Origin of the sequence: Streptomyces sp. NPDC091280 (assembly GCF_044768565.1) — a bacterium.
Taxonomy (GTDB): domain Bacteria; phylum Actinomycetota; class Actinomycetes; order Streptomycetales; family Streptomycetaceae; genus Streptomyces.
This window is the reverse complement of the sequence record NZ_JBIVUZ010000008.1, coordinates 203,646-226,796: the sequence shown is the minus strand read 5'-3', so window position 1 is coordinate 226,796 and position 23,151 is coordinate 203,646. Positions and strand designations below refer to the sequence as shown.

General features: G+C 70.2%; 21 protein-coding genes. 10 read left to right on the top strand and 11 right to left on the bottom strand.

The features are described 5' to 3' along the window. Positions 1–4 precede the first annotated feature (4 nt). The 3 genes from ACIQPR_RS24815 to ACIQPR_RS24805 all read right to left on the bottom strand — a co-directional run bounded on the left by ACIQPR_RS24815 (position 5) and on the right by ACIQPR_RS24805 (position 4,405). Entirely contained in the window at positions 5–1,612 is a 1,608-nt protein-coding gene (locus tag ACIQPR_RS24815; RefSeq protein ID WP_403651946.1) for a serine/threonine-protein kinase, read from the bottom strand. A gap of 111 nt (positions 1,613–1,723) precedes the next feature. Continuing rightward, positions 1,724–3,934 (bottom strand): catalase/peroxidase HPI, encoded by a 2,211-nt coding sequence (gene katG / locus ACIQPR_RS24810; RefSeq protein WP_403651943.1) that lies wholly within the window; start codon positions 3,932–3,934, stop codon positions 1,724–1,726. A 33-nt stretch (positions 3,935–3,967) separates the two neighbouring features. Further along, positions 3,968–4,405 (bottom strand): Fur family transcriptional regulator, encoded by a 438-nt coding sequence (locus ACIQPR_RS24805; RefSeq protein ID WP_403651940.1) that lies wholly within the window; start codon positions 4,403–4,405, stop codon positions 3,968–3,970. Between the two features lie 168 nt (positions 4,406–4,573). Here ACIQPR_RS24805 and mgrA point away from each other — a divergent pair, with 168 nt between their 5' ends. From mgrA to ACIQPR_RS24790, 3 genes are all read left to right on the top strand, one after another. Then, a complete protein-coding gene (mgrA, locus tag ACIQPR_RS24800; protein WP_403651937.1) occupies positions 4,574–5,617 on the top strand; it encodes an L-glyceraldehyde 3-phosphate reductase in 1,044 nt (347 codons plus the stop codon). Between the two features lie 52 nt (positions 5,618–5,669). Further along, positions 5,670–6,671 carry a Dyp-type peroxidase gene (locus ACIQPR_RS24795; protein ID WP_403651934.1) on the top strand — a complete coding sequence of 334 codons (1,002 nt, stop codon included), beginning with the start codon at positions 5,670–5,672 and terminating at the stop codon, positions 6,669–6,671. 224 nt (positions 6,672–6,895) lie between these two features. Beyond that, complete coding sequence (locus ACIQPR_RS24790; RefSeq protein ID WP_403652673.1) at positions 6,896–7,648, top strand: NPP1 family protein; 753 nt, start codon at positions 6,896–6,898, stop codon at positions 7,646–7,648. 52 nt (positions 7,649–7,700) lie between these two features. Here ACIQPR_RS24790 and ACIQPR_RS24785 read toward each other — a convergent pair whose 3' ends face one another. After that, on the bottom strand, positions 7,701–8,210 hold the full coding sequence (locus ACIQPR_RS24785) for a hypothetical protein (protein WP_403651931.1): 510 nt from the start codon (positions 8,208–8,210) through the stop codon (positions 7,701–7,703). A gap of 377 nt (positions 8,211–8,587) precedes the next feature. Between ACIQPR_RS24785 and ACIQPR_RS24780 the strand changes: the two genes are divergently transcribed. From ACIQPR_RS24780 to ACIQPR_RS24760, 5 genes are all read left to right on the top strand, one after another. Continuing rightward, entirely contained in the window at positions 8,588–10,735 is a 2,148-nt protein-coding gene (locus tag ACIQPR_RS24780) for an RICIN domain-containing protein (RefSeq protein ID WP_403652670.1), read from the top strand. A gap of 26 nt (positions 10,736–10,761) precedes the next feature. Beyond that, complete coding sequence (locus ACIQPR_RS24775; protein ID WP_403651929.1) at positions 10,762–12,063, top strand: ThuA domain-containing protein; 1,302 nt, start codon at positions 10,762–10,764, stop codon at positions 12,061–12,063. A 120-nt stretch (positions 12,064–12,183) separates the two neighbouring features. Then, entirely contained in the window at positions 12,184–12,891 is a 708-nt protein-coding gene (locus tag ACIQPR_RS24770; protein ID WP_403651926.1) for a TetR/AcrR family transcriptional regulator, read from the top strand. Further along, positions 12,884–13,627 carry an SDR family oxidoreductase gene (locus ACIQPR_RS24765; protein WP_403651924.1) on the top strand — a complete coding sequence of 248 codons (744 nt, stop codon included), beginning with the start codon at positions 12,884–12,886 and terminating at the stop codon, positions 13,625–13,627. Before ACIQPR_RS24770 ends, ACIQPR_RS24765 begins: the two co-directional genes overlap by 8 nt. Positions 13,628–13,654: 27 nt before the next feature. After that, positions 13,655–14,554, top strand: coding sequence for an SDR family oxidoreductase (locus ACIQPR_RS24760; RefSeq protein ID WP_403651921.1), 900 nt, complete (start codon positions 13,655–13,657; stop codon positions 14,552–14,554). 9 nt (positions 14,555–14,563) lie between these two features. Here ACIQPR_RS24760 and ACIQPR_RS24755 read toward each other — a convergent pair whose 3' ends face one another. The 4 genes from ACIQPR_RS24755 to ACIQPR_RS24740 form a co-directional block, all read right to left on the bottom strand. Next, positions 14,564–15,325 (bottom strand): IclR family transcriptional regulator, encoded by a 762-nt coding sequence (locus ACIQPR_RS24755; RefSeq protein WP_403652667.1) that lies wholly within the window; start codon positions 15,323–15,325, stop codon positions 14,564–14,566. Positions 15,326–15,569: 244 nt separating this feature from the next. Beyond that, positions 15,570–16,580 carry a 4-hydroxy-2-oxovalerate aldolase gene (dmpG, locus tag ACIQPR_RS24750; RefSeq protein WP_403651918.1) on the bottom strand — a complete coding sequence of 337 codons (1,011 nt, stop codon included), beginning with the start codon at positions 16,578–16,580 and terminating at the stop codon, positions 15,570–15,572. Further along, positions 16,577–17,527, bottom strand: coding sequence for an acetaldehyde dehydrogenase (acetylating) (locus tag ACIQPR_RS24745; RefSeq protein WP_403651916.1), 951 nt, complete (start codon positions 17,525–17,527; stop codon positions 16,577–16,579). Before ACIQPR_RS24745 ends, dmpG begins: the two co-directional genes overlap by 4 nt. After that, positions 17,524–18,417, bottom strand: coding sequence for a 2-keto-4-pentenoate hydratase (locus ACIQPR_RS24740; protein ID WP_403651914.1), 894 nt, complete (start codon positions 18,415–18,417; stop codon positions 17,524–17,526). The genes ACIQPR_RS24745 and ACIQPR_RS24740 overlap by 4 nt, the downstream gene beginning before the upstream one ends. A 231-nt stretch (positions 18,418–18,648) precedes the next feature. Between ACIQPR_RS24740 and ACIQPR_RS24735 the strand changes: the two genes are divergently transcribed. Next, the gene (locus ACIQPR_RS24735) at positions 18,649–20,256 is read left to right on the top strand and encodes an FAD-dependent oxidoreductase (RefSeq protein WP_403651911.1); all 1,608 of its coding nucleotides are present in this window, start codon (positions 18,649–18,651) and stop codon (positions 20,254–20,256) included. An 88-nt stretch (positions 20,257–20,344) separates the two neighbouring features. Here the strand turns inward: ACIQPR_RS24735 and ACIQPR_RS24730 are convergent, their stop codons facing one another. Both ACIQPR_RS24730 and ACIQPR_RS24725 read right to left on the bottom strand, forming a co-directional pair. Beyond that, positions 20,345–20,959, bottom strand: a complete 615-nt coding sequence (locus tag ACIQPR_RS24730; protein ID WP_403651909.1) for a TetR/AcrR family transcriptional regulator — start codon at positions 20,957–20,959, stop codon at positions 20,345–20,347. Positions 20,960–20,996: 37 nt separating this feature from the next. Then, positions 20,997–21,857: an alpha/beta fold hydrolase gene (locus tag ACIQPR_RS24725; RefSeq protein WP_403651906.1), complete on the bottom strand. Its 861-nt coding sequence runs from the start codon at positions 21,855–21,857 to the stop codon at positions 20,997–20,999. 169 nt (positions 21,858–22,026) lie between these two features. Between ACIQPR_RS24725 and ACIQPR_RS24720 the strand changes: the two genes are divergently transcribed. After that, positions 22,027–22,899 carry a VOC family protein gene (locus ACIQPR_RS24720; protein WP_403651903.1) on the top strand — a complete coding sequence of 291 codons (873 nt, stop codon included), beginning with the start codon at positions 22,027–22,029 and terminating at the stop codon, positions 22,897–22,899. 54 nt (positions 22,900–22,953) lie between these two features. Here the strand turns inward: ACIQPR_RS24720 and ACIQPR_RS24715 are convergent, their stop codons facing one another. After that, on the bottom strand, positions 22,954–23,145 hold the full coding sequence (locus ACIQPR_RS24715) for a ferredoxin (RefSeq protein WP_403651901.1): 192 nt from the start codon (positions 23,143–23,145) through the stop codon (positions 22,954–22,956). Positions 23,146–23,151: the final 6 nt, after the last annotated feature.

The following is a 23,151-nucleotide window of genomic DNA, read 5'->3' as shown; positions in this document are numbered from 1 at the left end:
GAACCTAGTCGTCGGCGGGCGTCACCTTGGTGACCTTGCCCTGGGGAGTGGCCTCCAGGTAGCCGCTCGACTGGTACGCGTCGCTCAGGTAGACGGACATGTACTCGGGATCGTTGAAGGTCTTCCACGCGCCCTGGACCACCAGGTAACGGGACGTCGGGTTCTTCACGTTGAGCACCTTGCCCGCACGCGTGAGCAGCGCGGGAACGGCGTCCCACTCGTATTCCCGCAGGTCGACCGGTTCGAAGCCGTCCATCAACTTGCCCGAGATGATGTCCTTCTCGACACCGCTTCCGACGCGATAGGTGTACGAGTCGTACTTGGTGCGGCTGCCCTTCACCATCACATCGGCCATGACGTACTCCGGATAGACGGTCAGGCCGCCGAAGCTGTCCCGTCCCGTCTCCTTCTCGATGGCCTTGATCGCGGTGCGGATGCCGTTCGGGGTGAGGAGGTTCGTGGTCTTCTCGGACGTCGCGCTGGGGGTGGTCGTGGGCGAAGTCCCCTGGGTCCGCTGGGTCTGCTGGGTCTGTCCGGTGGCGCCCGGCGACTGGATCGCGTCGTTCTTGTCGTCCCCGCCCGGCAGCAGCTTCCAGGTGAGCGTGCCGACGAGCAGGACGCCCACGACGCTCGCCGCGACCGCGACAGCCGGTGACCGCTTCGCCTTCCGGCCGCGCCGCTGGGCGACCTGCATGTCGTCGGTGGGCGGGAGCACCGGCGGGGCCGGGGGCGCGAGGGGGTACGACGTGGTCTCGGGACCGCGGGTCTCCGGCTGGGCCGCCGCGACGGCCAGCATCCGCGCCACCGTCCCCGCGTCCGGCCGCCCCTGCGGATCACGCACCAGCACACACGACAGCACCGGGGTCAGCGACCCGGCCCGTACCGGCGGCGGAACCTCTTCCTGGAGTACGGCGGCCAGCGTCGCCAGGGTCGTACCGCGCCGCAGCGGATGGTGGCCCTCGACCGCGACGTACAGCATCATCGCCAGCGACCAGAGGTCGGCGGCGGGGCCGCCGCTGTGGCCGGAGACCCGTTCTGGGGCCATGTAGTCGGGGGTGCCGATGATGGAGCCGGTGGCGGTGAGCGCGGTGGCGTCGCGGATCGCGGCGATGCCGAAGTCGGTGAGGACGGGGCGGCCGTCGGTGCGCAGCAGGACGTTGGCGGGTTTCACGTCACGGTGCTGGACGCCCGCCTGGTGTGCCGCGTTCAGCGCGTCGAGCACTCCGGAGCCGAGCCGGGCGGCCTCGGCCGGTGCCATCGGTCCCCGCTCCAACCGGTCGGCCAGCGAGCCGCCCTGGACGAGTTCCATGACGAGCCAGGGGTAGGTGCCCTCGCCGCCGTCGACGATGTGATGGATCGTCACCACGTTCGGGTGCTGGACCCGGGCCAGTGCCCGTGCCTCGCGCAGGACCCGCTGGCGGAGCGTCTCGGCGGCGCCGGGGTCGTACTCGGCGAGGTCGACGTCCGGCGGACGGACCTCCTTGACGGCGACATGGCGGTGCAGGAGCAGGTCGCGGGCGCGCCAGACCGTGCCCATGCCTCCGCCGCCGAGCCGGGACTCCAGCTCGAAGCGGCCGTCGACGACCCGTCTGTCGGTCTCCCCCTCGTTCATGCGCAGGAGCTTATGTGACGAACGTGCGCTCCTGTGCCACGGGTTCGGTGACGGAGCGATGTCCGGGCCGGCCCGTGCGGGCCGACCCGGACATCAGGTGGTGCGGACTGTTCAGACCAGGTCGAAGCGGTCCAGGTCGGAGACCTTGACCCAGGCGGCGACGAAGTCGTTCACGAACTTCTCCTTCGCGTCGTCGCTCGCGTAGACCTCGGCGAGCGCGCGCAGCTCGGAGTTCGAGCCGAAGACCAGGTCGGCACGGGTGCCGGTCCACTTGACCGCGCCGGAGGCGTCACGGCCCTCGAAGGTCTGCTGGTCCGAGGAGGTCGAGGACCAGGTGGTGCCCAGGTCGAGCAGGTTGACGAAGAAGTCGTTCGTCAGCGTGCCGACCTTGTCGGTGAGGACACCGTGGGTGGACTGGCCCTGATTGGCGCCGAGGACGCGCAGGCCGCCGACGAGGACGGTCAGCTCGGGGGCGCTCAGCGTGAGCAGGTTGGCGCGGTCGAGCAGCAGGTACTCGGCGGGGAGGCGGTTGCCCTTGCCGAGGTAGTTGCGGAAGCCGTCGGAGGCCGGCTCCAGCGCGGCGAACGACTCGACGTCCGTGTGCTCCTCGGTGGCGTCGACACGGCCCGGCGTGAAGGGGACCTCGACGTCGACGCCGCCGTCCTTGGCGGCCTTCTCGACCGCGGCGGCACCGCCGAGGACGATCAGGTCGGCGAGGGAGACCTTCTTGGCGCCGGAGTTGAACTCCCGCTGGACGCCTTCGAGGACCCGCAGCACCTGGGCGAGCTGGTCGGGGTCGTTGGCCTCCCAGCCGCGCTGCGGCTCCAGGCGGATGCGGGCGCCGTTGGCGCCACCGCGCTTGTCGCTGCCGCGGAAGGTGGAGGCGGACGCCCACGCGGCGGAGACCAGCTGGGAGACGGTCAGCTCGGAGGCGAGGATCTTCGCCTTGAGGGCCGTGACGTCGGCGGCGTCGATGGTCTCGCCCTCGGCCTGCGGCAGCGGGTCCTGCCACAGCAGGGTCTCGGCGGGGACCTCCGGGCCGAGGTAGAGGGACTTCGGGCCCAGGTCGCGGTGGGTCAGCTTGAACCAGGCGCGGGAGAAGGCGTCCGCGAACTGGTCCGGGTGCTCGTGGAAGCGCTTGGAGATCTCGCCGTAGATCGGGTCGAAGCGCAGCGAGAGGTCGGTGGTGAGCATCGTGGGGAGCTTCTTGGCGTCGCTGTGGGCGTCGGGGATGATCGCCTCGGCGTCCTTGGCCACCCACTGGTTGGCACCGGCGGGGCTCTGGGTCAGCTCCCACTCGTAGCCGAAGAGGATGTCGAAGAAGTCGTTGCTCCACTGGGTGGGCTTGGTGGTCCAGGTCACCTCAAGGCCGGAGGTGATGGCGTCGCCGCCCTTGCCGCTGCCGTAGGTGGACTTCCAGCCGAGGCCCTGCGCCTCCAGCGGGGCGGCCTCGGGGTCGGCGCCGACCAGGTCCGCGTCACCGGCGCCGTGGGTCTTGCCGAAGGTGTGGCCACCGGCGATGAGGGCGACGGTCTCCTCGTCGTTCATCGCCATGCGGCGGAAGGTCTCACGGATGTCGCGGGCCGCGGCCAGCGGGTCCGGGTTGCCGTTGGGGCCCTCGGGGTTGACGTAGATGAGGCCCATCTGGACGGCGCCGAGCGGGTTCTCCAGCTCGCGGTCGCCGGTGTAGCGCTGGTCGTCGAGCCAGGTGGTCTCGGGACCCCAGTAGACGTCCTCGTCGGCCTCCCAGACGTCGGCGCGGCCACCGGCGAAGCCGAAGGTCTCGAAGCCCATGGTCTCCAGCGCCACGTTGCCGGTGAGGATCATGAGGTCGGCCCAGGAGATGGACTGGCCGTACTTCTTCTTGACCGGCCACAGCAGTCGGCGGGCCTTGTCCAGGTTGCCGTTGTCCGGCCAGCTGTTCAGGGGCGCGAAGCGCTGCTGGCCCCGGCCGCCGCCGCCGCGGCCGTCGCTGATGCGGTAGGTGCCGGCGCTGTGCCAGGCCATCCGGATCATCAGCGGGCCGTAGTTGCCGAAGTCCGCCGGCCACCAGTCCTGCGAGGTGGTCAGTACCTCGGCGATGTCCTGTTTGACGGCCGCGAGGTCGAGGGCACCGAACGCCTCGGCGTAGTCGAAGTCCGCGCCGAGCGGGTTGGCGACCACCGGGTCCTTGGCGAGGATCTTCAGGTTGAGGCGCTCGGGCCACCACTGACGGTTGCCGCCGCCCTGGGTGGGGTGCGCGGCGCGCCCGTGCGCGACGGGGCAGCCCCCGGTGTCCTCCGACTTCGCGTCCGTGACGATTGCGTCGTGGTTCTCAGACATGGGAATCCTTCCAAACGGGGTGGATCACGTGACTCAGGAACTGGGGGCGGTGGTACAGGTGGGGCACAGACCCCAGTAGATGACCTCGGCCTCGTCGATCGCGAAGCCGTGGTCGTCGGAGGCGGTCAGGCAGGGTGCCTCGCCGACCGCGCAGTCGACGTCGGCGACGACACCGCACGACCTGCACATGAGGTGGTGGTGGTTGTCGCCGACGCGTCCTTCGAAGCGGGCGGGACTGCCCGCCGGTTCGATGCGGCGTATGAGTCCGGCCGAGGTCAGCGCGTGGAGGGCGTCGTAGACGGCCTGGAGCGATATGTGCCCGACACGGTCACGGACGCCGGAGGCGACGGCCTCGACGTCCAGGTGGTCACCGTGCCGAACGGTCTCCAGCAGTGCGACGCGGGCTGCCGTCACCCGCAGGCCGGCACCGCGCAGCTCCTCGGCGGTGGTCGGAGGCGGGGAAGCGGTCATGGCGTTCAACCTACAGCCATAAACACGAGTGATTCAAGAAAACAAATGGTTCAAGTTTGATGTCGTCCCGGGGCGGGCGGGCCGCCGCCGGATTATGCGCCGTAGCCACTGAATGCGATGACCGCGAACGGTTGGACGCGCGCGGCGGGCGCGGGCAGAGTGGGCGCGGTGAACCACATCGCAGATCCGGGGCGCTACGACACCACGATGCGCTACCGCCGCACGGGCCGCTCGGGACTCGACCTGCCCCTGCTCTCCCTCGGCTACTGGCACAACTTCGGTGACGACCGCCCCTTCGAGACCCAGCGCGAGATCGCGCTGCGCGCCTTCGACCTCGGCATCACCCACCACGACCTGGCGAACAACTACGGCCCGCCCTACGGCGCCGCCGAGTCCAACTTCGGCCGCCTGCTGAAGCGGGACCTCGCGCCGTACCGCGACGAGCTGATCGTCTCCACCAAGGCCGGCTGGGACATGTGGCCCGGCCCCTACGGCCAGGGCGGCGGCTCCCGCAAGTACGTGCTGGCCTCCCTCGACCAGTCCCTGCGGCGGACCGGCCTCGACTACGTCGACATCTTCTACTCCCACCGCCTGGACGCCGGCACCCCGCTCGAAGAGACCATGGGCGCGCTGGACACCGCCGTCCGCCAGGGCAAGGCCCTCTACGTCGGCATCTCGTCCTACGACGCCGAGCGGTCCCGGCAGGCCGCCGCGATCCTCCGCGAGCTGGGCACACCGCTGCTCATCCACCAGCCGTCGTACAGCATGCTCAACCGCTGGATCGAGCACGACGGGCTGCTGGACGCGGCGCGGGACGAGGGCTTCGGGGTCATCGGTTTCACCGCGCTCGCGCAGGGGCTGCTGACCGGGCGGTACCTGGAGGGCATCCCGGAGGGCTCGCGGGCCGCGCAGGGCACGTCCTTCGACACGGGCTGGCTGACCGAGGACATGGTGCGCCGGCTGCGCGCGCTGAACGACATCGCGGCCAAGCGCGGTCAGACCCTCGCCCAGATGGCGCTCGCCTGGGCACTGCGCGACGAGCGGGTCACCTCGCTGGTGATCGGCGCCTCGCGCACGGAGCAGCTCGAACAGAACGTGGCCGCGCTGGAGAACCTCGACTTCGCCGCCGAGGAGCTGGCCGAGATCGACTCGTACGCCGTCGACGGCGGGGTGGATCTGTGGCGGGACGCGCGGACTGGGAAACTCGGCTGAGTTCCGAGGCGCCGCCGGGCGTCCCGGAGGACACAGCGGAGGCGTGGAGTTCATGACAGTTGACGGCTCGGTGGAGAGCACGGACGGCACGGCGGGCGGCGCGGGGACCGTCCCGGCCACGCAGGCGGTGCTGGAGTCGCTGACGCCCAGCGCGACCTTCCTCGTCGTCACCGTGGAGCCGGGCGGCGCGCGGCGGGTGCGTCAACTCCTCGGCGATCTGGGCGGGTTGATCCGCTCCATCGGGTTCCGCGCCCCGGACGGGCGGCTGAGCTGCGTGACCGGTGTCGGATCGCGGGCGTGGGACCGACTGTTCGACGGTCCCCGCCCCGCCGAGCTGCACCCGTTCCGCGAACTCGCCGGCGCCCGCCACACCGCCGTCTCCACCCCCGGCGACCTGCTGTTCCACATCAAGGCCGGACGGGCCGACCTGTGCTTCGAGCTGGCCGCCGAGATCATGGGCCGGCTCGGCGACGCGGTGTCCGTGCGCGACGAGGTGTCCGGGTTCCAGTACTTCGACATGCGCGATCTGCTGGGCTTCGTCGACGGCACGGAGAACCCCGTCGGCGAGGCGGCCCGGCAGGCGGTGGTGGTCGGCGGCGAGGACCCGGAGTTCGCGGGCGGCAGCTACGTGATCGTGCAGAAGTACGTCCATGACATGGCCGCCTGGAACGCGTTGACGGTGGAGCAGCAGGAGCGGGTCGTCGGGCGGACGAAGTCGACCAACATGGAGATGGCCGACGAGGTCAAACCGGCCGACTCGCACATCGCGCTGAACGTCATCACCGGCCCGGACGGCACCGAGCGGAAGATCCTGCGCGACAACATGCCCTTCGGCAGCGCGGGACAGGGCGAGTTCGGCACCTACTTCATCGGGTACGCCCGCACGCCCTCGGTCACCGAGGAGATGCTGCGCAACATGTTCCTGGGCACCGACTCCGCGTCCCACGACCGCATCCTGGACTTCTCCACGGCCGTCACCGGAAGCCTCTTCTTCGTGCCGTCCGCGGACTTCCTGGACGACCTTCCGGACCTTCCCGACCGATCGGAGGGGTGACACCGGGAGCTGGCCGGCGGGCGGTCGCCTGGGGCGCGGGAGAATTCAGCGGTGGGCCAAGGCCCGTACATCGCACGGGTGTTGACGTGCACACACCCGGCTGCAAAGGTCTGGACCTGGCGCATCCTGGAGCGCCCCCACAGCCCAGAACTGGAGTCGGCGTGCCCGAACTGACACCCCCCACCGACAGCCCGGCGAGAACCCCGAAGTCCCGCGGCCGACGCCTGCGCCGCTCCGCCGTCGTCACCGTCCTCGGCGCGCTGGCCCTCGTGGTCGGCCAGGCGACGGCCGCCCAGGCCAATGTCCTCACCCTGCTCCCGCAGAACGCCGACGGCCTGGAGCAGACCTTCTCCCCGGCCTACGACTACGACGGCGACGGCTGCTACGCCACGGCCGCCATCGGTCTGGACGGCACCATCAACCCCGGGCTCAAGCTCGGCGGCGACGTCAACGGCCACTGCCACGACCTCGCCCAGCTGAACAACGCGAACACGTACTCCCGCGAGAAGTGCAACAACGACTGGTGCGCGGTGATGTACGCGAGCTACTTCGAGAAGGACCAGGTCACCCTGGGTCCGGCGGCGATCGGGCACACCCACGACTGGGAGCACGTGGTGGTGTGGATCAAGGACAACACGGTCCAGTACGTGTCGGTGTCGCAGCACTCCGCCTACCAGGTGTCGGCGGCCTCGGGGGTGCGCTTCGACGGCACGCACCCCAAGATCGTCTACCACAAGGACGGCATCGGCTCGCACGACTTCCGCTTCGCCAACACGAACGACGAGCCCGCGGAGAACGCCACCGGCAACTGGTTCTTCCCGCGCCTGGTGGGCTGGAACGGCTACCCGGCCGGCCTCAAGGACAAGCTCCTGGCCGCCGACTTCGGCTCGGCCACCCTGAAGATCAGGGACAGCGACTTCAACTACGCCCTGTCCATCGCGAAGCCGTCCGGCATCTCCTTCGACCCGAACGCGTGAGGCACAAGCAGGGCGCGGGCGCGGGCCGTCGCACGGCCCGCGCCCGTCGCGCTCAGCGGGGAGTTCGCGCGCCCCGCGACCCCGACGGGACCGGCCTTATCTGGTGCCGGCGGCGCGGCTTGGGGGCGTCGAGCATGCTGACGCCGTTGTACTTCCGGCCCTGCACGTAGAGCGTGGGCGCGGCCACGAAGGTCACGGCGACGGCGATCACGCTGACCGGGAAGAGGACCGGCAGCGACTGCCCCTCCGGGAGCGTCTTGCCGCCCTCGTGGACGGCATAGGCGAAGGCGGCGAGGAAGACCACCGCGCAGAGCACGCCGAGGACCTTGAGCACGGCGGCGAACGTGCGGGTGAAGGAGTGGTCGCGGACCTCGGCGAGCAGGGAGGCCGAGCACTCGGTGCAGGTCAGCTCCACGGTGTGCTTGCCGGACGGGGGCCGCTTGACCACGTAGTGGGCGGCGGACCAGGTGATCGTGCGCGTCCTCGGCGCGAGGAGGCCGCCGGTGACCTTGTCACCGAGGATGTGCCGGACCGCGACCTCCGCGGTCCCCGCTGTGTTCATGGTCCCCTCCGACACACGCCCTGACGATCATCACGAAGCCCGCACAGTGTGCCCCGCGCGCACCGGCCGCTCAACGGTCCTGGTCATTTCTTTTCCTTCGCCTACAACTTCTCAACTCAGGCGGGACCCGCGGGACTTGTCCGGTCGCATCTCTTGACGGCTTTGGTGCAGACCTTTAGGTTCACCAGCCAGCAGACCTCGCACGAGTGTATTTCGCGCTCACATACATGAATGCCGGCGTTCACCTCTCACCGCCTTCACACGGGCGGCGTCCACCCCCCACCACCCGAGGAGAATCCGTGCCCAGACGGAAGAAACCGACCGGCCGCCACCGTGTTCCGAGAGCGCTCACGGCGGTCGCGCTCGTAGCGACCACCATGAGCGGCGTCGAGTTCGCCGCGCAGGCCTCGGCGAGCGCGGCTCCCTCGGCCGCCGCCGCGATACCCACCGGCTACACCACCGTGGTCAACAAGGGCAGCGGCAAGTGTGTCGACGCCCGCTCGGCCGCGAGTGCCGACGGCACCGCCGTCCAGCAGTACGCGTGCAACGGAAGCACCGCGCAGAACTGGCAGTTGGCGGCCACCAGCGGCGGCTACTACCGCGTGAACAGCAACCTGAACGGCGCGGAGGCCTGGGACGTCACCGACGTCTCGACCGCCGACTCCGCACCCGTCCAGCTGTGGACCTACGGCGGCGGCAACAACCAGCAGTGGCTGCCGGTCGCCGAGGCCGACGGCGCCTACCACTTCGTGAACCGCAACAGCGGCAAGTGCCTCGACGTACCGAGCGCGTCGACCGCCGACAGCGTCCAACTCGCGCAGTACACCTGCAACGGCACCGCCGCGCAGTCGTTCACGCTGGGCGGCGGCGGTACGACCAACCCGCCGGGCACCCCGGACTTCGGCCCCAACGTGACCGTGTTCGACCCGTCGATGTCGGCGTCGAGCATCCAGGCGAAGCTGAACTCGGTCTTCGCCCAGCAGGAGACCAACCAGTTCGGCTCGGCCCGCCAGGCCCTGCTGTTCAAGCCGGGCACGTACAGCGCGAACGCCAACGTCGGCTTCTACACCCAGGTCGCGGGTCTCGGCTTCTCCCCTGACGACGTGACCATCAACGGTTCCGTGCACGCGGAGGCCGACTGGTTCCAGGGCAACGCCACGCAGAACTTCTGGCGCGACGCCGAGAACCTGTCGGTCAACCCCACCGGCGGGAGCGACCGTTGGGCCGTCTCGCAGGCCGCCCCGTACCGGCGCATGCATGTGCGCGGCAACCTGGCGCTGGACGACGGCGGTTGGTCCAGTGGCGGCTTCATCGCCGACACCAAGGTCGACGGCCAGATCCAGTCCGGCTCGCAGCAGCAGTTCCTCACCAGGAACTCCACGATGGGCAGTTGGTCCGGCTCGAACTGGAACATGGTCTTCGTCGGCGACCAGGGCGCACCCGCCCAGTCCTTCCCGACGTACACCAATGTCGCCAGCTCCCCGACGATCCGCGAGAAGCCCTTCCTCTACGTCGACAGCGCGGGCAACTACCAGGTGTTCGTACCGGGGTTGCAGTCCAACGCCGTAGGCACGACGTGGAGCGGGAAGACGCCGGCGGGCAAGTCCCTGCCGATCGACCAGTTCTACATCGTCAGGCCCGGCGCCACCGCCGCCGACATGAACACCGCGCTCGCGGCCGGCAAGAACCTGCTGGTCACTCCCGGTGTCTACCACCTGAACCAGACGCTCAACATCACCCGCCCCGACACGGTCGTGCTGGGCATGGGCCTCGCCACCCTCGTGCCGGACGGCGGGATCACCGCGATCTCGACGGCCGACGTGGACGGCATCCAGCTGGCGGGCCTGCTGATCGACGCGGGCACCACCAACTCCGGGACACTGGTGCAGATCGGCCCGTCCGGTGCGAGCGCGTCCCACGCGTCCGACCCGACACAGCTGTCCGATGTCTTCGTCCGCATCGGCGGCGCCACCGTCGGCAGGGCCACCAACTCCCTTGTGGTGAACAGCGCCGACACGATCATCGACCACACCTGGATCTGGCGGGCCGACCACGGCAACTCCGGCACGGTCGGCTGGACCACCAACACGGCCGACACCGGGCTGATCGTCAACGGCGCCAACGTCACGGCGTACGGCCTGTTCGTCGAGCACTTCCAGAAGACCCAGGTCGTCTGGAACGGCAACGGCGGCCGGACGTACTTCTTCCAGAACGAGATGCCCTACGACCCGCCGAACCAGGCCTCGTGGATGAACGGCTCCGGCAAGGGCTACCCCGCCTACAAGGTGGCCGCCGGTGTAACCACCCACGAGGCGTGGGGACTTGGCAGCTACTGCTACTTCAGCTCCAACTCCGGCGTGGTCGCCGATCACGCCTTCGAGGTGCCGAGCGTGTCCGGGGTCAGGTTCCACGACATGGTGACCGTCTCGCTGGGCGGGGTCGGCACGATCAGCCACATCATCAACAACACCGGCGGACCGTCCAACTCCAGTAACAACGTCGCCTACTTGACCACCTACCCGTAGACCGCGCGGAAAGGATCGATCACCCGATGAACACCTCCATGAGATCCGGCTCCACCCGCGCGCTGCTGCGGGTCCTGCTCCTGCTGGCGACCCTGCTCGGCCTCGCGTCCGTACCGCCCCTCGCGCAGGCGAGCACGGCCGCCACACCGTTCAAGATCCTCGCGCTCTACAGCGGGACCTACGACGCGGCGCACATCGACTTCGACAAGGAGGCGAACGTCTGGTTCCCGCAACAGGCGGCGGCCAACGGCTACACCTACACGGCCAGCACCGACTGGGACCTGCTCGCCGACGGCGGGGTCAACGCGTACCAAGTCGTCCTGTTCCTCGACGACTTGCCGCAGACGGCCGCCCAACGCAGCGGATTCGAGGCGTACATGCGGGGCGGTGGCGGCTTCATGGGCTTCCATGTCTCCGCCTTCACCACGGACGCGGCGAGCTGGTCCTGGTACCACAACACGTTCCTCGGCTCGGGGAACTTCGTGTCCAACACCTGGGGTCCGACCTCGGTGACCCTGAAGGTGGAGGACCACTCGATCCCGCCCACCGCCGCCCTGCCCGCCACGTTCACCTCGTCGGTCAGCGAGTGGTACAGCTGGTCCAAGGACCTGCGGCAGAACCCGGACATCAAGATCCTGGCGTCGATCGACCCGAGCAGCTTCCCGGTCGGCACGGATCCCAACCAGTCCTGGTACAGCGGGTACTACCCGATCATCTGGACCAACACCAAGTACAAGATGCTGTACGCGAATTTCGGCCACAACGCGATGAACTACACGACCAACACGCGGCTGTCGTCGACCTTCGCGAGCGCGACGCAGAACCAGTTCCTGCTGAACGGGCTCAAGTGGCTGGGCGGGGGCGGCACTTCGACCCCGCCGACGGACACGCCGATCTCCGAGACCGCCTGGTACTCCGTGCGGAACGGCGGCAACGGCACCTGTGTGGACGCCCGTTCGGCGGCCACGGCCAACGGCACGGCGATCCAGCAGTACGCCTGCAACGGTACGGCGGCGCAGCAGTACCAGTTCCGCTCCACCGACAGCGGGTACATGGAGATCACCGCGCGCGGCAACCCGGCGCAGGTCATCGACGTGACCGACCGCTCGACGGCGGACAACGCGCCGCTCCAGCTGTGGGCCTACTCCGGCGGTACGAACCAGCAGTGGCAGCCGGTGCGGGAGACGAGCGGGCGCTATCACTTCGTCGCGCGGCACAGCGGCAAGTGCCTGACCGCCGCCGCGGCGGCGACCAACAGTGTCCAGCTCACCCAGCGGACCTGCGACGGCTCGGCCGCGCAGGCCTTCCAGCTCACCGTGCAGTCCTGAGCCAGCGCACGGCAGCACAGGGGTGCCTCCCACCGCACGCACGCGGTGGGAGGCACCCCTGTTTTCACCGCTAACAGCAGACCGTTGTCAGCGATACGCATCGGTGTTATCGTCGATTACATGAACACGAGATCGCTGATTATCGAGGCGGCGGCGGAACTGATCGCCCGGTCACCGAGCGGCGATGTGTCGACGCGCGCGGTGTGCGAGGCGGCCGGTGTGCAACAGCCCGTGCTGTACCGGCTGTTCGGCGACAAGGACGGGCTGCTGGCGGCGACGGTCGACCACGTCTGGGACCAGTACCTGGAGACGAAGCGCGCCGCCGAGAAGTCGGACGACCCACTGCGGGACATCCAGGCCGGCTGGGACAGCCACACGGCGTTCGCGCTGGCGCATCCCAACGCCTACAAGCTCATGTTCGCCCCGGCGCTGCGTGCCGTGCCCGAGGCGGCGGCGGAGGCGATGCGCATCCTGCGCGGGGACCTGGAGCGGCTCGCCGCGCAGGGCCGGCTCCGGGTCGCACCGGAGATCGCGGCACGCATGGTCATGTCGGCCAACACCGGAGTGTCCCTGGCCCTGATCACGCGCCCCGCGCTGTATCCGGACGCCGCCCTGTCGAGGCTGGTCCGCGACGCGATCCACCAGGCGATCCTGGTCGACCCCGCGGCGGAGACCACGGCCGCCGACGCCCGCGCGGTGGCCGCGACCACGCTGCTCTCGTCCTTGGACGGCCTCACCCCCGAACCCTTCACTCCAGCGGAGTCGGCCCTGCTCGGCCAGTGGCTCACGCAGATCCCCACCACCCGGAAGGACCCGCACCATGACTGACACCGAGACCACTCCCCGCGTCGCCCTGGTCACCGGCGGTTCCGGCGGCATCGGCCGCGCGGTCGCCGAGCGGCTGGCCAAGGACGGCATCGCGGTCGGCGTGCACTACGCGGGCAACAAGGCCAGGGCCGACGAGACGGTCGCCGCGATCGTCGCGGCCGGCGGCCGGGCGATCCCGGTCGGCGGCGATGTCGCCGACGAGGGGGCGATGTCCGCCGCGTTCGACGCGGTCAAGGCGGAGTTCGGCGGCATCGACGTGGTCGTCAACACCGCCGGGATCATGACCCTCTCCCCCATCGCGACCATGGACCTCGACGCCCTGGACCGCATGCACCGCACCAACATCCGCGGCACGTTCGTCGTCTCTCAGCAGGCGGCCCGCCGGGTGCGCGGCGGCGGCGCGATCATCAACTTCTCCACCACCGTCACCCGCACCAAGTTCCCGACGTACGGCGGCTATGTGGCGAGCAAGGCCGCCGTCGAGGCGATGACCCTCGTCCTGGCCCGCGAGCTGCGCGGCAGGGACATCACCGTGAACGCCGTGGCCCCCGGACCGACCGCCACTCCCCTGTTCCTGGACGGCAAGGACGAGGCGACGGTGGAGAACCTCGCCAAGGCCGCCCCGCTGGAGCGCCTCGGCACCCCGGACGACATCGCCGAGGCGGTCGCGTTCCTCGCCGGCCCGGCCCGCTGGATCAACGGCCAGGTGCTGTTCGCCAACGGCGGGCTGGCCTGAGCCACCCCCTTTCGAGGAGTGAACTTCATGAACAACGTCATCGTGATCACCGGTGCCTCCAGCGGCTTCGGCGCCCTCACCGCCCGCGCCCTCGCGGACCGGGGCGACACCGTCTACGCCGGGATGCGCGAGACCGCCGCCCGCAACGCACCCCAGGTCCGGGCCGCCGCCGACTACGCCGAGAAGCACCGCGTCGACCTCAGGTCCGTCGAACTCGACGTCAACCAGCAGGACTCCGTCGACGCGGCGATCGAGCGGATCATCGCCGAGCAGGGCCGCGTCGACGTCCTGATCCACAACGCCGGCCACATGGTCACCGGCCCGGCCGAGGCCTTCACACCCGAGCAGCTCGCCGAGCTGTACGACGTCAACGTCCTCTCCACCCAGCGCGTCAACCGCGCCGTACTGCCCCATCTGCGCGCGGCCGGGCGGGGGTTGGTGATCTGGGTGTCGAGTTCGAGCGTCAAGGGCGGTACCCCGCCCTATCTCGCGCCGTACTTCGCGGCCAAGGCCGCCATGGACTCCCTCGCCGTCAGCTACGCGGCCGAGCTGGCGCGCTGGGGTGTGGAGACCTCCATCGTGGTGCCCGGCTCCTTCACCAGCGGCACCAACCACTTCGCCCACTCCGGGCGCCCGGCCGACCGCGCGGTCGAGGAGCGGTACGAGACCCGGTACGCGGGTCTGATGACCCAAGTGGCTCAGAAACTGGCCGCGTTGGCGCCCGAGGGCGCGGACGCCTCGCTGGTCTCCGAGGAGATCGCCCGGATCGTCGCGCTGCCCGCGGGACAGCGGCCGTACCGGGTGCACGTCGACCCGGCCGACGACGGCTCCGAGGCGGTGTCCGTGCTGTCCGACCGGGTCCGGCAGGAGTTCCTGACCCGCGTCGACCTCGCGGACCTGCTCTCCGCGCACCCCTCGGCGGCCTGACCGCCCCGGCTACAGCCCCGCCGCCTCGGCCACCTCGCGCCGGTAGGACTCCCCGTCCCCGAACAGCTCCTCGGACACGGTCCGTACGGCGTTGACGACCAGCGGGGCGACCAGTTCCAGCGGCGCCCGTCCGTCGCCGACCACGGAGATCGCGCCGACCGGGCCGTCCGGCCCGCGCAGCGCGAGGCCGACGCAGCCGAGGTCGGGGAAGCACTCGCCCCGGTCGATCGCCAGCCCGTTGCGCCGCCGTACCGTGCTCAACTCCCGGTGCAGCAGGTCGAGCCGGCCGATGCTGTGCGAGGTGCGGCACTCCATCGACTGCTGGTAGCGGGCGTCGATCTCCTCCGGGCTCAGCCAGGCGAGCATCGCCTTGCCGAGCCCGGTGCAGTGCGCGACCGCCCGGCCGCCGACCCGGGAGGGGATGTCGACCGCGGCCCGGCCGCCGACCTTGTCGAGGTAGTAGATCTCCGGGCCGTCGAGCACGGCGAGATGGACGACCATCTTGGTCCGCACGGCCAGATCGAGGAGTTGGGGCGCGGCTGCCGCGCGCAGTGTGCTGTGTCCGATCTCCCGCCCGCCGAGGCCGAGCGCGCGCGGTCCCAGCGCGTATCCGGCGACCGTGTGGTGCAGCCAGTCCAGGCGGACCAGTTGGTCGAGGATCCGGTGGGTGGTCGAGCGCGGCAACTGGGTGCGGCGGGAGACCACTTCGAGGGTGAGGTGTGTCTGGGGCCGCTCGAAGAGGTCCATGATCAGCGTGACGCGCTCCATCATCGACGGTGGCAGCGCATGCCGGTCGGCCTCGTATCGCGGTTCCAGGCGAAGGGCAGACGTCATCGTCAATGCCTCTCTGCTCAAACTGAAATCAATTCTAGTTCGGCGCCTTCGTCAACGTACAACGACGCCGGACACAGGCCAAGAGGCGTGCACGAGTTTATTGGTACGCCCGGTCTAATCAACACGCGAAAGCGCCGCCCCCGGCGTGTGGACCGGGAAGCGGCGCTGCCGGAACGCGCGTTCAGCAGCCGCGCGTGAGGTCCAGCGCGATGTCCACGATCATGTCCTCCTGCCCGCCGACCAGCCCCCGCCTGCCGACCTCCTGGAGGATGGTGCGCGCGTCGAGGCCGTACTGTCCGGCGGCCGTCTCGGCGTGCCGCAGGAAGCTGGAGTAGGCGCCCGCGTAGCCGAGGGTGAGGGTCTCCCGGTCCACCCGCACCGGGCGGTCCTGGAGCGGCCGGACCAGATCGTCGGCGGCGTCCTGGAGGGCGAACAGGTCGCAACCGTGTTCCCAGCCGAGGAGGTTGGCGACCGCGATGAAGGGCTCGATCGGGCAGTTCCCAGCGCCCGCGCCCTGCCCGGCCAGCGACGCGTCGACCCGCGTGACCCCTTCCTCCACCGCTGTGACGGAGTTGGCGACGGACAGGGAGAGGTTCTCGTGCGCGTGGATGCCGATCTGGGTGTCCGGGTCGAGGACGTCCCGGTAGGCGCGGATCCGGTCGCGGACGCCGTCCATGGTCAGCCGGCCGCCGGAGTCCGTGACGTACACGCAGTGCGCGCCGTAGGACTCCATCAGCCGTGCCTGGCGGGCGAGTTCGGCGGGGTCGGTCATATGGGCCATCATCAGGAAGCCGGAGACGTCCATGCCGAGTTCGCGGGCGGTGGCGATGTGCTGCGCGGCCACGTCGGCCTCGGTGCAGTGGGTGGCGACGCGGACCGAGCGGACGCCGAGCGAGTACGCCTGCTTGAGTTCGGCGATGGTACCGATGCCGGGCAGCAGCAGGGACGTGAGCGTCGCCCGGTGGATGGCGCCGGCCGCCGCCTCGATCCACTCCCAGTCGGTGTTGCTGCCGGGGCCGTAGTTGAGGCTGCCGCCGGAGATGCCGTCGCCGTGCGCGACCTCGATGGCGTCCACGCCCGCCCGGTCCAGGGCCGCGCTGATGGCGGCCACGTTCTCGGGCGTGATCCGGTGCCGGATGGCGTGCATGCCGTCCCGCAGGGTGACGTCCTGCACATAGAGCCTGGGGGTCACTTGGCCACCTCGCTGGAGAAGCGCTCGGCGATGCGCTCGGCGACCCGCAGGGCGGCCGAGGTCATGATGTCGAGATTGCCCGCGTAGGCGGGCAAGTAGTGGGCGGCGCCCTCGACTTCGAGGAAGACGGACACCTTGGTGGTGACCTCGGAGGCGTCGCCGGGGAAGAGGGTGTGGACCGGGTCGCCGGCCGGGATCGGGGTGAACTGCACCTGCTGCTTGAGCCGGTAGCCGGGCACGTACTCGGCGACCGCGTCCACCATGCCCTCCACGGAGGCCCGCACCTGCTCGTGGTCGGCGTCGCCGATCAGGCAGTACACGGTGTCCCGCATGATCAGCGGCGGCTCGGCCGGGTTGAGCACGATGATCGCCTTGCCGCGCTGGGCGCCGCCCACCTTCTCGATCGCGGCGGACGTCGTCTCGGTGAACTCGTCGATGTTGGCGCGGGTTCCGGGCCCGGCCGACTTCGAGGCGATCGAGGCGACGATCTCCGCGTAGGGGACCGGTGTGATCCTGCTGACCGCGTGCACGATCGGGATGGTGGCCTGGCCGCCGCAGGTGACCAGGTTGAGGTTGTCGACATCGTTGGCGAGGTGCTCGTCGAGGTTGACGGGCGGCACGACGTACGGGCCGATGGCCGCGGGCGTGAGGTCGACCAGCCGTTTGCCGTAGGGCGTGAGGCGCTTGGCGTTCTCGACGTGCGCCTTCGCGGACGTGGCGTCGAAGACGATCGCGATGTCCTCGAAGCCGTCCATCCGGATCAGCCCGTCCACGCCCTCGTGCGTGGTGGGCACCTTGAGGCGCGCGGCACGCGCGAGGCCGTCCGAGTCCGGGTCGATGCCCACCATCGCGGCCATCTCCAGGGTGTCGGACAGCCGCAGCACCTTGATCATCAGGTCGGTCCCGATGTTCCCGGAGCCGATGACGGCCACCTTGGTCTTCGTCATCCCTGTTCCTTCGAAGAGTCCGATGAGTCGGATGCGTCGGTCGATCCAGCTGACGCGGCTGTGTCCGCCGGCCCGGCCGAGAACGTCGCGGTCACGGTGCCGAGGCCCGACATCTCGGCCCGTACGGTCACTCCGGGCGGGGTGGGGACGAGCGGCCCCAGCGCACCCGAGAGCACGACCTGACCGGCCCGCAGCGGATCGCCGAACTCCCGCGCGGTGCGCGCCAGCCAGAGCAGCGCGGCGAGCGGATCGCCGAGGCAGGCGGTGCCATCGCCCTCGGACGCCAACTCCCCGTCGGCGTACAGCCGCATCCGCACGTCCCGGGGTTCGAAGGCCTTCAACTCGACGCGCTCGGCGCCGAGTACGAACAGTCCGCTGGACGCGTTGTCGGCGACCGTGTCGGTGATCGCGATGTCCCAGTCGGCCACCCGGCTGTCCACGATCTCCAGCGCGGCGACGCCGTACGCGACGGCGGACCGGACCCGTTCGAGATCGAGGTCCTCGTCGTCGAGGTCGGCGGCGAGAACGAACGCGATCTCCGCCTCGACCCGGGGTTGCAGCAGCCGCTCGCTCGGCACGGCCGGCAGCGCGCTGACGTCCATGTCGGCGAGGAGCACCCCGAAGTCGGGCCGGTCGACGCCGACTTGGCGCTGTACCGACGCGGAGGTCAGTCCGATCTTGCGGCCGACGACGCGCGATCCGGCCGCGATCCGGTCGGCGACGACGCGCTGTTGGACGGCGTAGGCGAGGCTGATGTCGGTGGCGCCGAGCACATCCCGTACGGGAGCGCACGGTCGACGGTCGCCGGCCGCGCGCGTCAGTCGTGCGACCGCCTCGGCCACCGCCCCCGCACGGTCCGCGACGGCCCTCGGTTCCCAAACGTCTGTCATTCGCATCCTCAACTCGTGATGGTCTCCAGCCTGGGCATCCGCGCCCTTTCGCGGTCCGGCGCGTTCCGCTCACCGGGACTCGGTCCGGTTGCGGACAAATGGTCTCGGTGAGCGAGATGACCGGTCGGAGCGGGTGAGTTGGCTCGATACCGTCGCCCGCACATCGCGAGAGGTTGTGGCGTTGAGCCGCGCTCGGCCGTCGAGAACGTCAGCACACCTGAGGAGGGCATCTTGGCCAGCAACGAGGACGTCTACGACGTGATCGTGGTCGGGTCGGGGGGAGGTCTGGTCGGTGCCTATGCCGCCGCGTCGCGCGGCCTGCGCACCCTCGTCATCGAGAAGACGGACCGGGTCGGCGGCACCACCGCCTACTCGGGTTCCGGTCTGTGGTACCCGGGCTCCGCGCCCATGCGGCGGGCGGGGCTCGACGAGAGCGTCGAGGACGCGCGGACCTATCTGCGCGAGACCGTCGACGACGCGTCGCGCGAGCCGCTCCAGGAGGCCTATCTGCGGGCCGGCGTGCAGTTGATCGACGAGCTGGAGCGGAACCCGTGGTTCCAGTCCTTCGAGCACCTCCCGGTGCCGGACTACTACCCGGCGGTCGCCGGCTCGTCCCCCACCGGGCACACGATCTTCCCGCCGAAGGTCACCGTGGCCGAGCTCGGCGAACACGCCCGGCTGGTCCGCGCCTGCCTGCCCGCCCAGCGCTGGGGCCAGGACGAGGGCCCGGTGCTCAGCGGGGGCCGCGCGCTGATCGGCCGGACGCTGGCCGCGTTCCTGGAGACGGGCCACGGCACGCTGCGCCTGGACACCGCGCTGGAGAACCTGGTCGTCGAGGACGGCAAGGTCGTCGGCGTGGAGGCGGTGAGCGGCGGGGAACGGGTCACGTTCCGTGCCACGGGCGGGGTGATCCTCGCGGCCGGCGGCTTCGAGCGCAACCGTGAGCTGCGCGAGAAGTACCAGCCGGTCCCGGAGCGCGGCAGCGAGTGGTCCCACGGCGCGCCGGGCAACACCGGTGACGCGCTCCAGGCCGGTATCGCGATCGGTGCCGCCACCGATCTGCTCGACGCGGCCTGGTTCACGCCCGGACTCGTGTGGCCGGACGGCCTGCCGCTCTTCCACACGGGCACCCGCGGCGGAATCTGGGTCAACGCGGCCGGCGAACGCTTCGTCAACGAGACCCGCCCCTACGACCAGGCGGGCCGCGAGATCGTGCGCCTGCACGCGACTTCTGGGGTCTCGCACATCCCCGCCCACTGGGTCATCGACCAGCGCCAGTTGGACCGGGACAGCTTCGGCGGCCCCTACGACGAGCCGGTCCGCCCCGAGTGGTTCGCGTCGGGCGCGCTCAAGAAGGCGGACACGCTTGAGGAGTTGGCGCGGCTGATCGACGTCCCGTTCGACGCCCTGCGCCGGACCGTCGAGGAGTTCAACTCCTACGCGCGGACCGGGGTCGACGAGAAGTTCCACCGCGGCGAGACACCCTGGGACCAGATGGCCCAGTACGTCCTGGGCTTCCCCGCGCTGCCCCAGCTCAACTACCCGGCGCCGCCGCCCACCGACGAGTGGCCCAACCCGCTGCTGCCCCCGCTCGACACTCCGCCGTACTACGTCGCGACCATCGTCCCCGCCGACATCGGCACCAAGGGCGGCCTGAAGACCGACGAGCACGCGCGGGTGCTGCGCCCGGACGGCAACCCGATCGAGGGGCTGTACGCGGCCGGCAACACCGCGGCCGCGATGACGGGCCGCGTGTACCCGGGTGCGGGAGCCCCCATCGGTACGAGTGTCGCGTTCTCGTACCTGGCCGTGCGGGACATCGCGGGCGAGGAGAACTGACAGCCGGGATCTGACAGCACGTCAAGTGCCCGGAACACCAGGGGTGTTCCGGGCACTGTCACGAGGTCTCTACGGCGTCCTGAGGTCTCTACGGCGTGAGGAGCAGCCGCGCGGCCAGGCGCATGTTGGTCTCCGCCTCCGCGGTGGAGAGCTCCTCGGTGAGCACGGCCACGAACAGGCCCCACCAGCCGTAGATCAACAGGCGCGCCCTGCTGCGCTCGGTGGCCGATGCCTCCTGGGGGCCGACGCCGAGCAGCCGCAGGATGGCCTGGCCCAGGGCGCTGTCGACGAGGTCGGTGCGGGCCGGGACGATCCTCGTGTACTCGGTGAACGACGCCAGCGCCACCGCCGACGCGAGCAGCGGGCTGTCCAGCAGCTTGCCGCTGAGCGAGACGAGGAGTTCGGCGATCTCGCCGGCGGGGTCCGTGCCCCCGCCGGCGGCGGCCGTGTTCTCGGGGCCGCCGACGAACTGCTCGATGTGCCACTCCAGGACCGCCATGAACAGGTACGGCTTGGACGGGAAGTAGCGGTACAGGGTGGCGATGGCGACGCCGGCCTCCTTGGCCACGTCGTGCATCTGGACGCTGGCCAGCCCTTCGCGCGCGCCGAGTTCGGAGGCGGCGCGAAGGATGCCGACCCGGCGGGCGGCCTGGCCGCTCGACATCGGGGCCGCCGGTCGCCGTCCCGCTGCGGGTCTCGCCACGTCGTCCCCCCTGGTCGTTGGGTGCTCCCGCCGACGCTCAGGACGCCTCGGGTCGGGTCAGGAAGGCCAGGACCGCGCTCTCCCAGGCCTCCTTCTGCTCGATCATGGCCCAGTGTCCGCAGTCGGGCAGCACATGCAGTTCCGCTTTGGGAATCGTACGCATGGGGATCAGCGCGCTCTCCAGTGGTGTGACCCGGTCGTCGCGGCCCCAGGTCAGCAGCGTGGGCGCGGTGATCTTGTGGAGGGCGGCCCAGATGGGCTGGTCGGAGTGGGCCTGCGCGGCCTGCATGGCGGCCATGGCCTGCCGGCCGTAGATCCGCCGGGAGGCCTCCAGAGTGGCCGGATCCGTCGCGCTCGCCCAGCGCTCCTCGATGAGTTCGTCGGTGAGGAGGGACGGGTCGTGGACCATCGAGCGCAGCCACTGGACCAGGTTCTCGCGGGTCGGGTTCTCGGCGAACTCGACGAGCAGGTTGAGGCCTTCGCTCGGGCCGGGCGAGAGGATGTTGCGGCCGACACCGCCGATGGTGACCACCCGGCGGAACAGGTCCTTGTGGGCGACGGCGAGTCCGGCGGCGACGAAGCCGCCCATGGAGTTCCCGATCACGTCGACGCGGTCGAGGCCGAGGCCGTCGAGAAAGCGCAGCACGGCCTTCGGGGCCGCCATCATCGGGTTCTCGTCGGTGGGGTCGCTGACCCCGAAGCCCGGGAACTCCAGCGCCAGGCAGCGGAAGTGCTTCGCGAACAGGGGCAGGTTCCCACGGTAGTTGCGCCAGCCGGTCACCCCCGGACCGGAACCGTGCAACAGGAGCAGCGGCGGCCCGTCGCCCGCCTCGTGGTAGCGCAACGTGCCCTCGTCGGTGCGCAGTTCGCGCAGGGTGTCCTCAGCGGTGAGTGTCATGGCGGTGCGTGGCCTCCGGTCGCGGGATGACGGGCGACAGTCACCGTGCCACCGCGTCCGGGCCGGGTGTCGCACTCCTCCCGATCAGTGGGACGTGCGCGGCTCCTGACCGGCCCGCCTGATTAGCGTCGGACCGCAAGGACTTGACGACGGTGATGGGAGATCCCTGATGGGTGTGCGCTCACTCGGGTATGTACGGCTGGAATCCAGTGACATCGAGAAATGGAAGGTGTTCGGGGCGGATTTCCTCGGCCTGATGCCTGTCGCGGGCGGCGACCCGGAGTCCCTCTACTACCGGATGGACGACTATCCGGCCCGCATCGTGGTCTCCCCCGGTTCGCAGAGCGGGATGACCGCCCTCGGCTTCGAGGTCATCGACGAACGGGAGCTGGCGAGGCTGGTCGCCGACGTCGAGAAGACCGGCATCAAGGTGACCGCCGGCACCGAGGAGGAGGCCGCGGAACGCCGGGTCACCGGTTTCGTCAAGTTCAACGACCCGGGCGGCAACCCGGTCGAGCTGTTCTACGGCGCGATCCTCGACCACGTTCCGGCGCACACGCCGCTGGTCTCGGGCTTCCTGACCGGTGACATGGGCTTCGGGCACGCGATCGTCTCCGCCGAGGACGCGCGCGGCACCTTCGACTTCTACGTCAACACCCTCGGCTTCATCGAGCGCAACACCATGCGCTCGCCGGGCGGCACGACCTGGTTCATGGGCTGCAACCCCCGCCACCACACCCTGGGCGTCACTCCGGCGCCGGGCCCGGGCCGGCTGCTGCACTTCATGGTCGAGGGCAAGACGCTGGACGACGTGGGCCGCGCGCTGGACCGGGCCGCGAAGCTGGACGTCCCGATGATGCACTCGCTCGGCAAGCACACCAACGACCACATGGTGTCGTTCTACGTGTGGTCGCCGGAGAACTACGCGGTCGAGTTCGGCTGGAACGGCCTGAAGGTGCCGGAGCCGGTCCCCGTGTACGAGATCACCGACGGCGCGTTCTGGGGCCACCACTTCACCCCGCCGCCGCAGCCCGCCGGCTGAGCCGAGCGCGCGTGAGAGGAGCCCCGCGGTCGTGGACCGCGGGGCTCCTCGGTGTCAGCGCTCGACGGTGATCGCCCGCTCGGGGCAGGCCGACTCACCGTCTCTGGCGGCCTGTTCCAGTTCCGCCGGCACCTCGCCGTCGTAGGGCAGCGCATAGCCGTCGTCGTCGAGCCGGAACACCTCCGGCGCCGCCGCCGCACACCTCGCGTGCCCGGAGCACAGCGAGGAGTCGATCGTGATCTTCATGCACAA

Excerpts from the sequence above, each read along its gene's own strand:
- ACIQPR_RS24745 (WP_403651916.1), bottom strand. The coding sequence starts at position 17,527 with ATGACGAAGACCAAGGTGGCCGTCATCGGCTCCGGGAACATCGGGACC.
- ACIQPR_RS24780 (WP_403652670.1), top strand. The coding sequence starts at position 8,588 with ATGAGCGGCGTCGAGTTCGCCGCGCAGGCCTCGGCGAGCGCGGCTCCC.
- ACIQPR_RS24765 (WP_403651924.1), top strand. The coding sequence starts at position 12,884 with ATGACTGACACCGAGACCACTCCCCGCGTCGCCCTGGTCACCGGCGGT.
- ACIQPR_RS24770 (WP_403651926.1), top strand. The coding sequence starts at position 12,184 with ATGAACACGAGATCGCTGATTATCGAGGCGGCGGCGGAACTGATCGCC.
- ACIQPR_RS24785 (WP_403651931.1), bottom strand. The coding sequence starts at position 8,210 with ATGAACACAGCGGGGACCGCGGAGGTCGCGGTCCGGCACATCCTCGGT.
- katG (WP_403651943.1), bottom strand. The coding sequence starts at position 3,934 with ATGTCTGAGAACCACGACGCAATCGTCACGGACGCGAAGTCGGAGGAC.
- ACIQPR_RS24725 (WP_403651906.1), bottom strand. The coding sequence starts at position 21,857 with ATGACACTCACCGCTGAGGACACCCTGCGCGAACTGCGCACCGACGAG.
- ACIQPR_RS24775 (WP_403651929.1), top strand. The coding sequence starts at position 10,762 with ATGAACACCTCCATGAGATCCGGCTCCACCCGCGCGCTGCTGCGGGTC.
- ACIQPR_RS24740 (WP_403651914.1), bottom strand. The coding sequence starts at position 18,417 with ATGACAGACGTTTGGGAACCGAGGGCCGTCGCGGACCGTGCGGGGGCG.
- ACIQPR_RS24715 (WP_403651901.1), bottom strand. The coding sequence starts at position 23,145 with ATGAAGATCACGATCGACTCCTCGCTGTGCTCCGGGCACGCGAGGTGT.
- ACIQPR_RS24720 (WP_403651903.1), top strand. The coding sequence starts at position 22,027 with ATGGGTGTGCGCTCACTCGGGTATGTACGGCTGGAATCCAGTGACATC.
- ACIQPR_RS24795 (WP_403651934.1), top strand. The coding sequence starts at position 5,670 with ATGACAGTTGACGGCTCGGTGGAGAGCACGGACGGCACGGCGGGCGGC.
- ACIQPR_RS24805 (WP_403651940.1), bottom strand. The coding sequence starts at position 4,405 with ATGACCGCTTCCCCGCCTCCGACCACCGCCGAGGAGCTGCGCGGTGCC.
- ACIQPR_RS24815 (WP_403651946.1), bottom strand. The coding sequence starts at position 1,612 with ATGAACGAGGGGGAGACCGACAGACGGGTCGTCGACGGCCGCTTCGAG.
- ACIQPR_RS24760 (WP_403651921.1), top strand. The coding sequence starts at position 13,655 with ATGAACAACGTCATCGTGATCACCGGTGCCTCCAGCGGCTTCGGCGCC.
- ACIQPR_RS24755 (WP_403652667.1), bottom strand. The coding sequence starts at position 15,325 with ATGATGGAGCGCGTCACGCTGATCATGGACCTCTTCGAGCGGCCCCAG.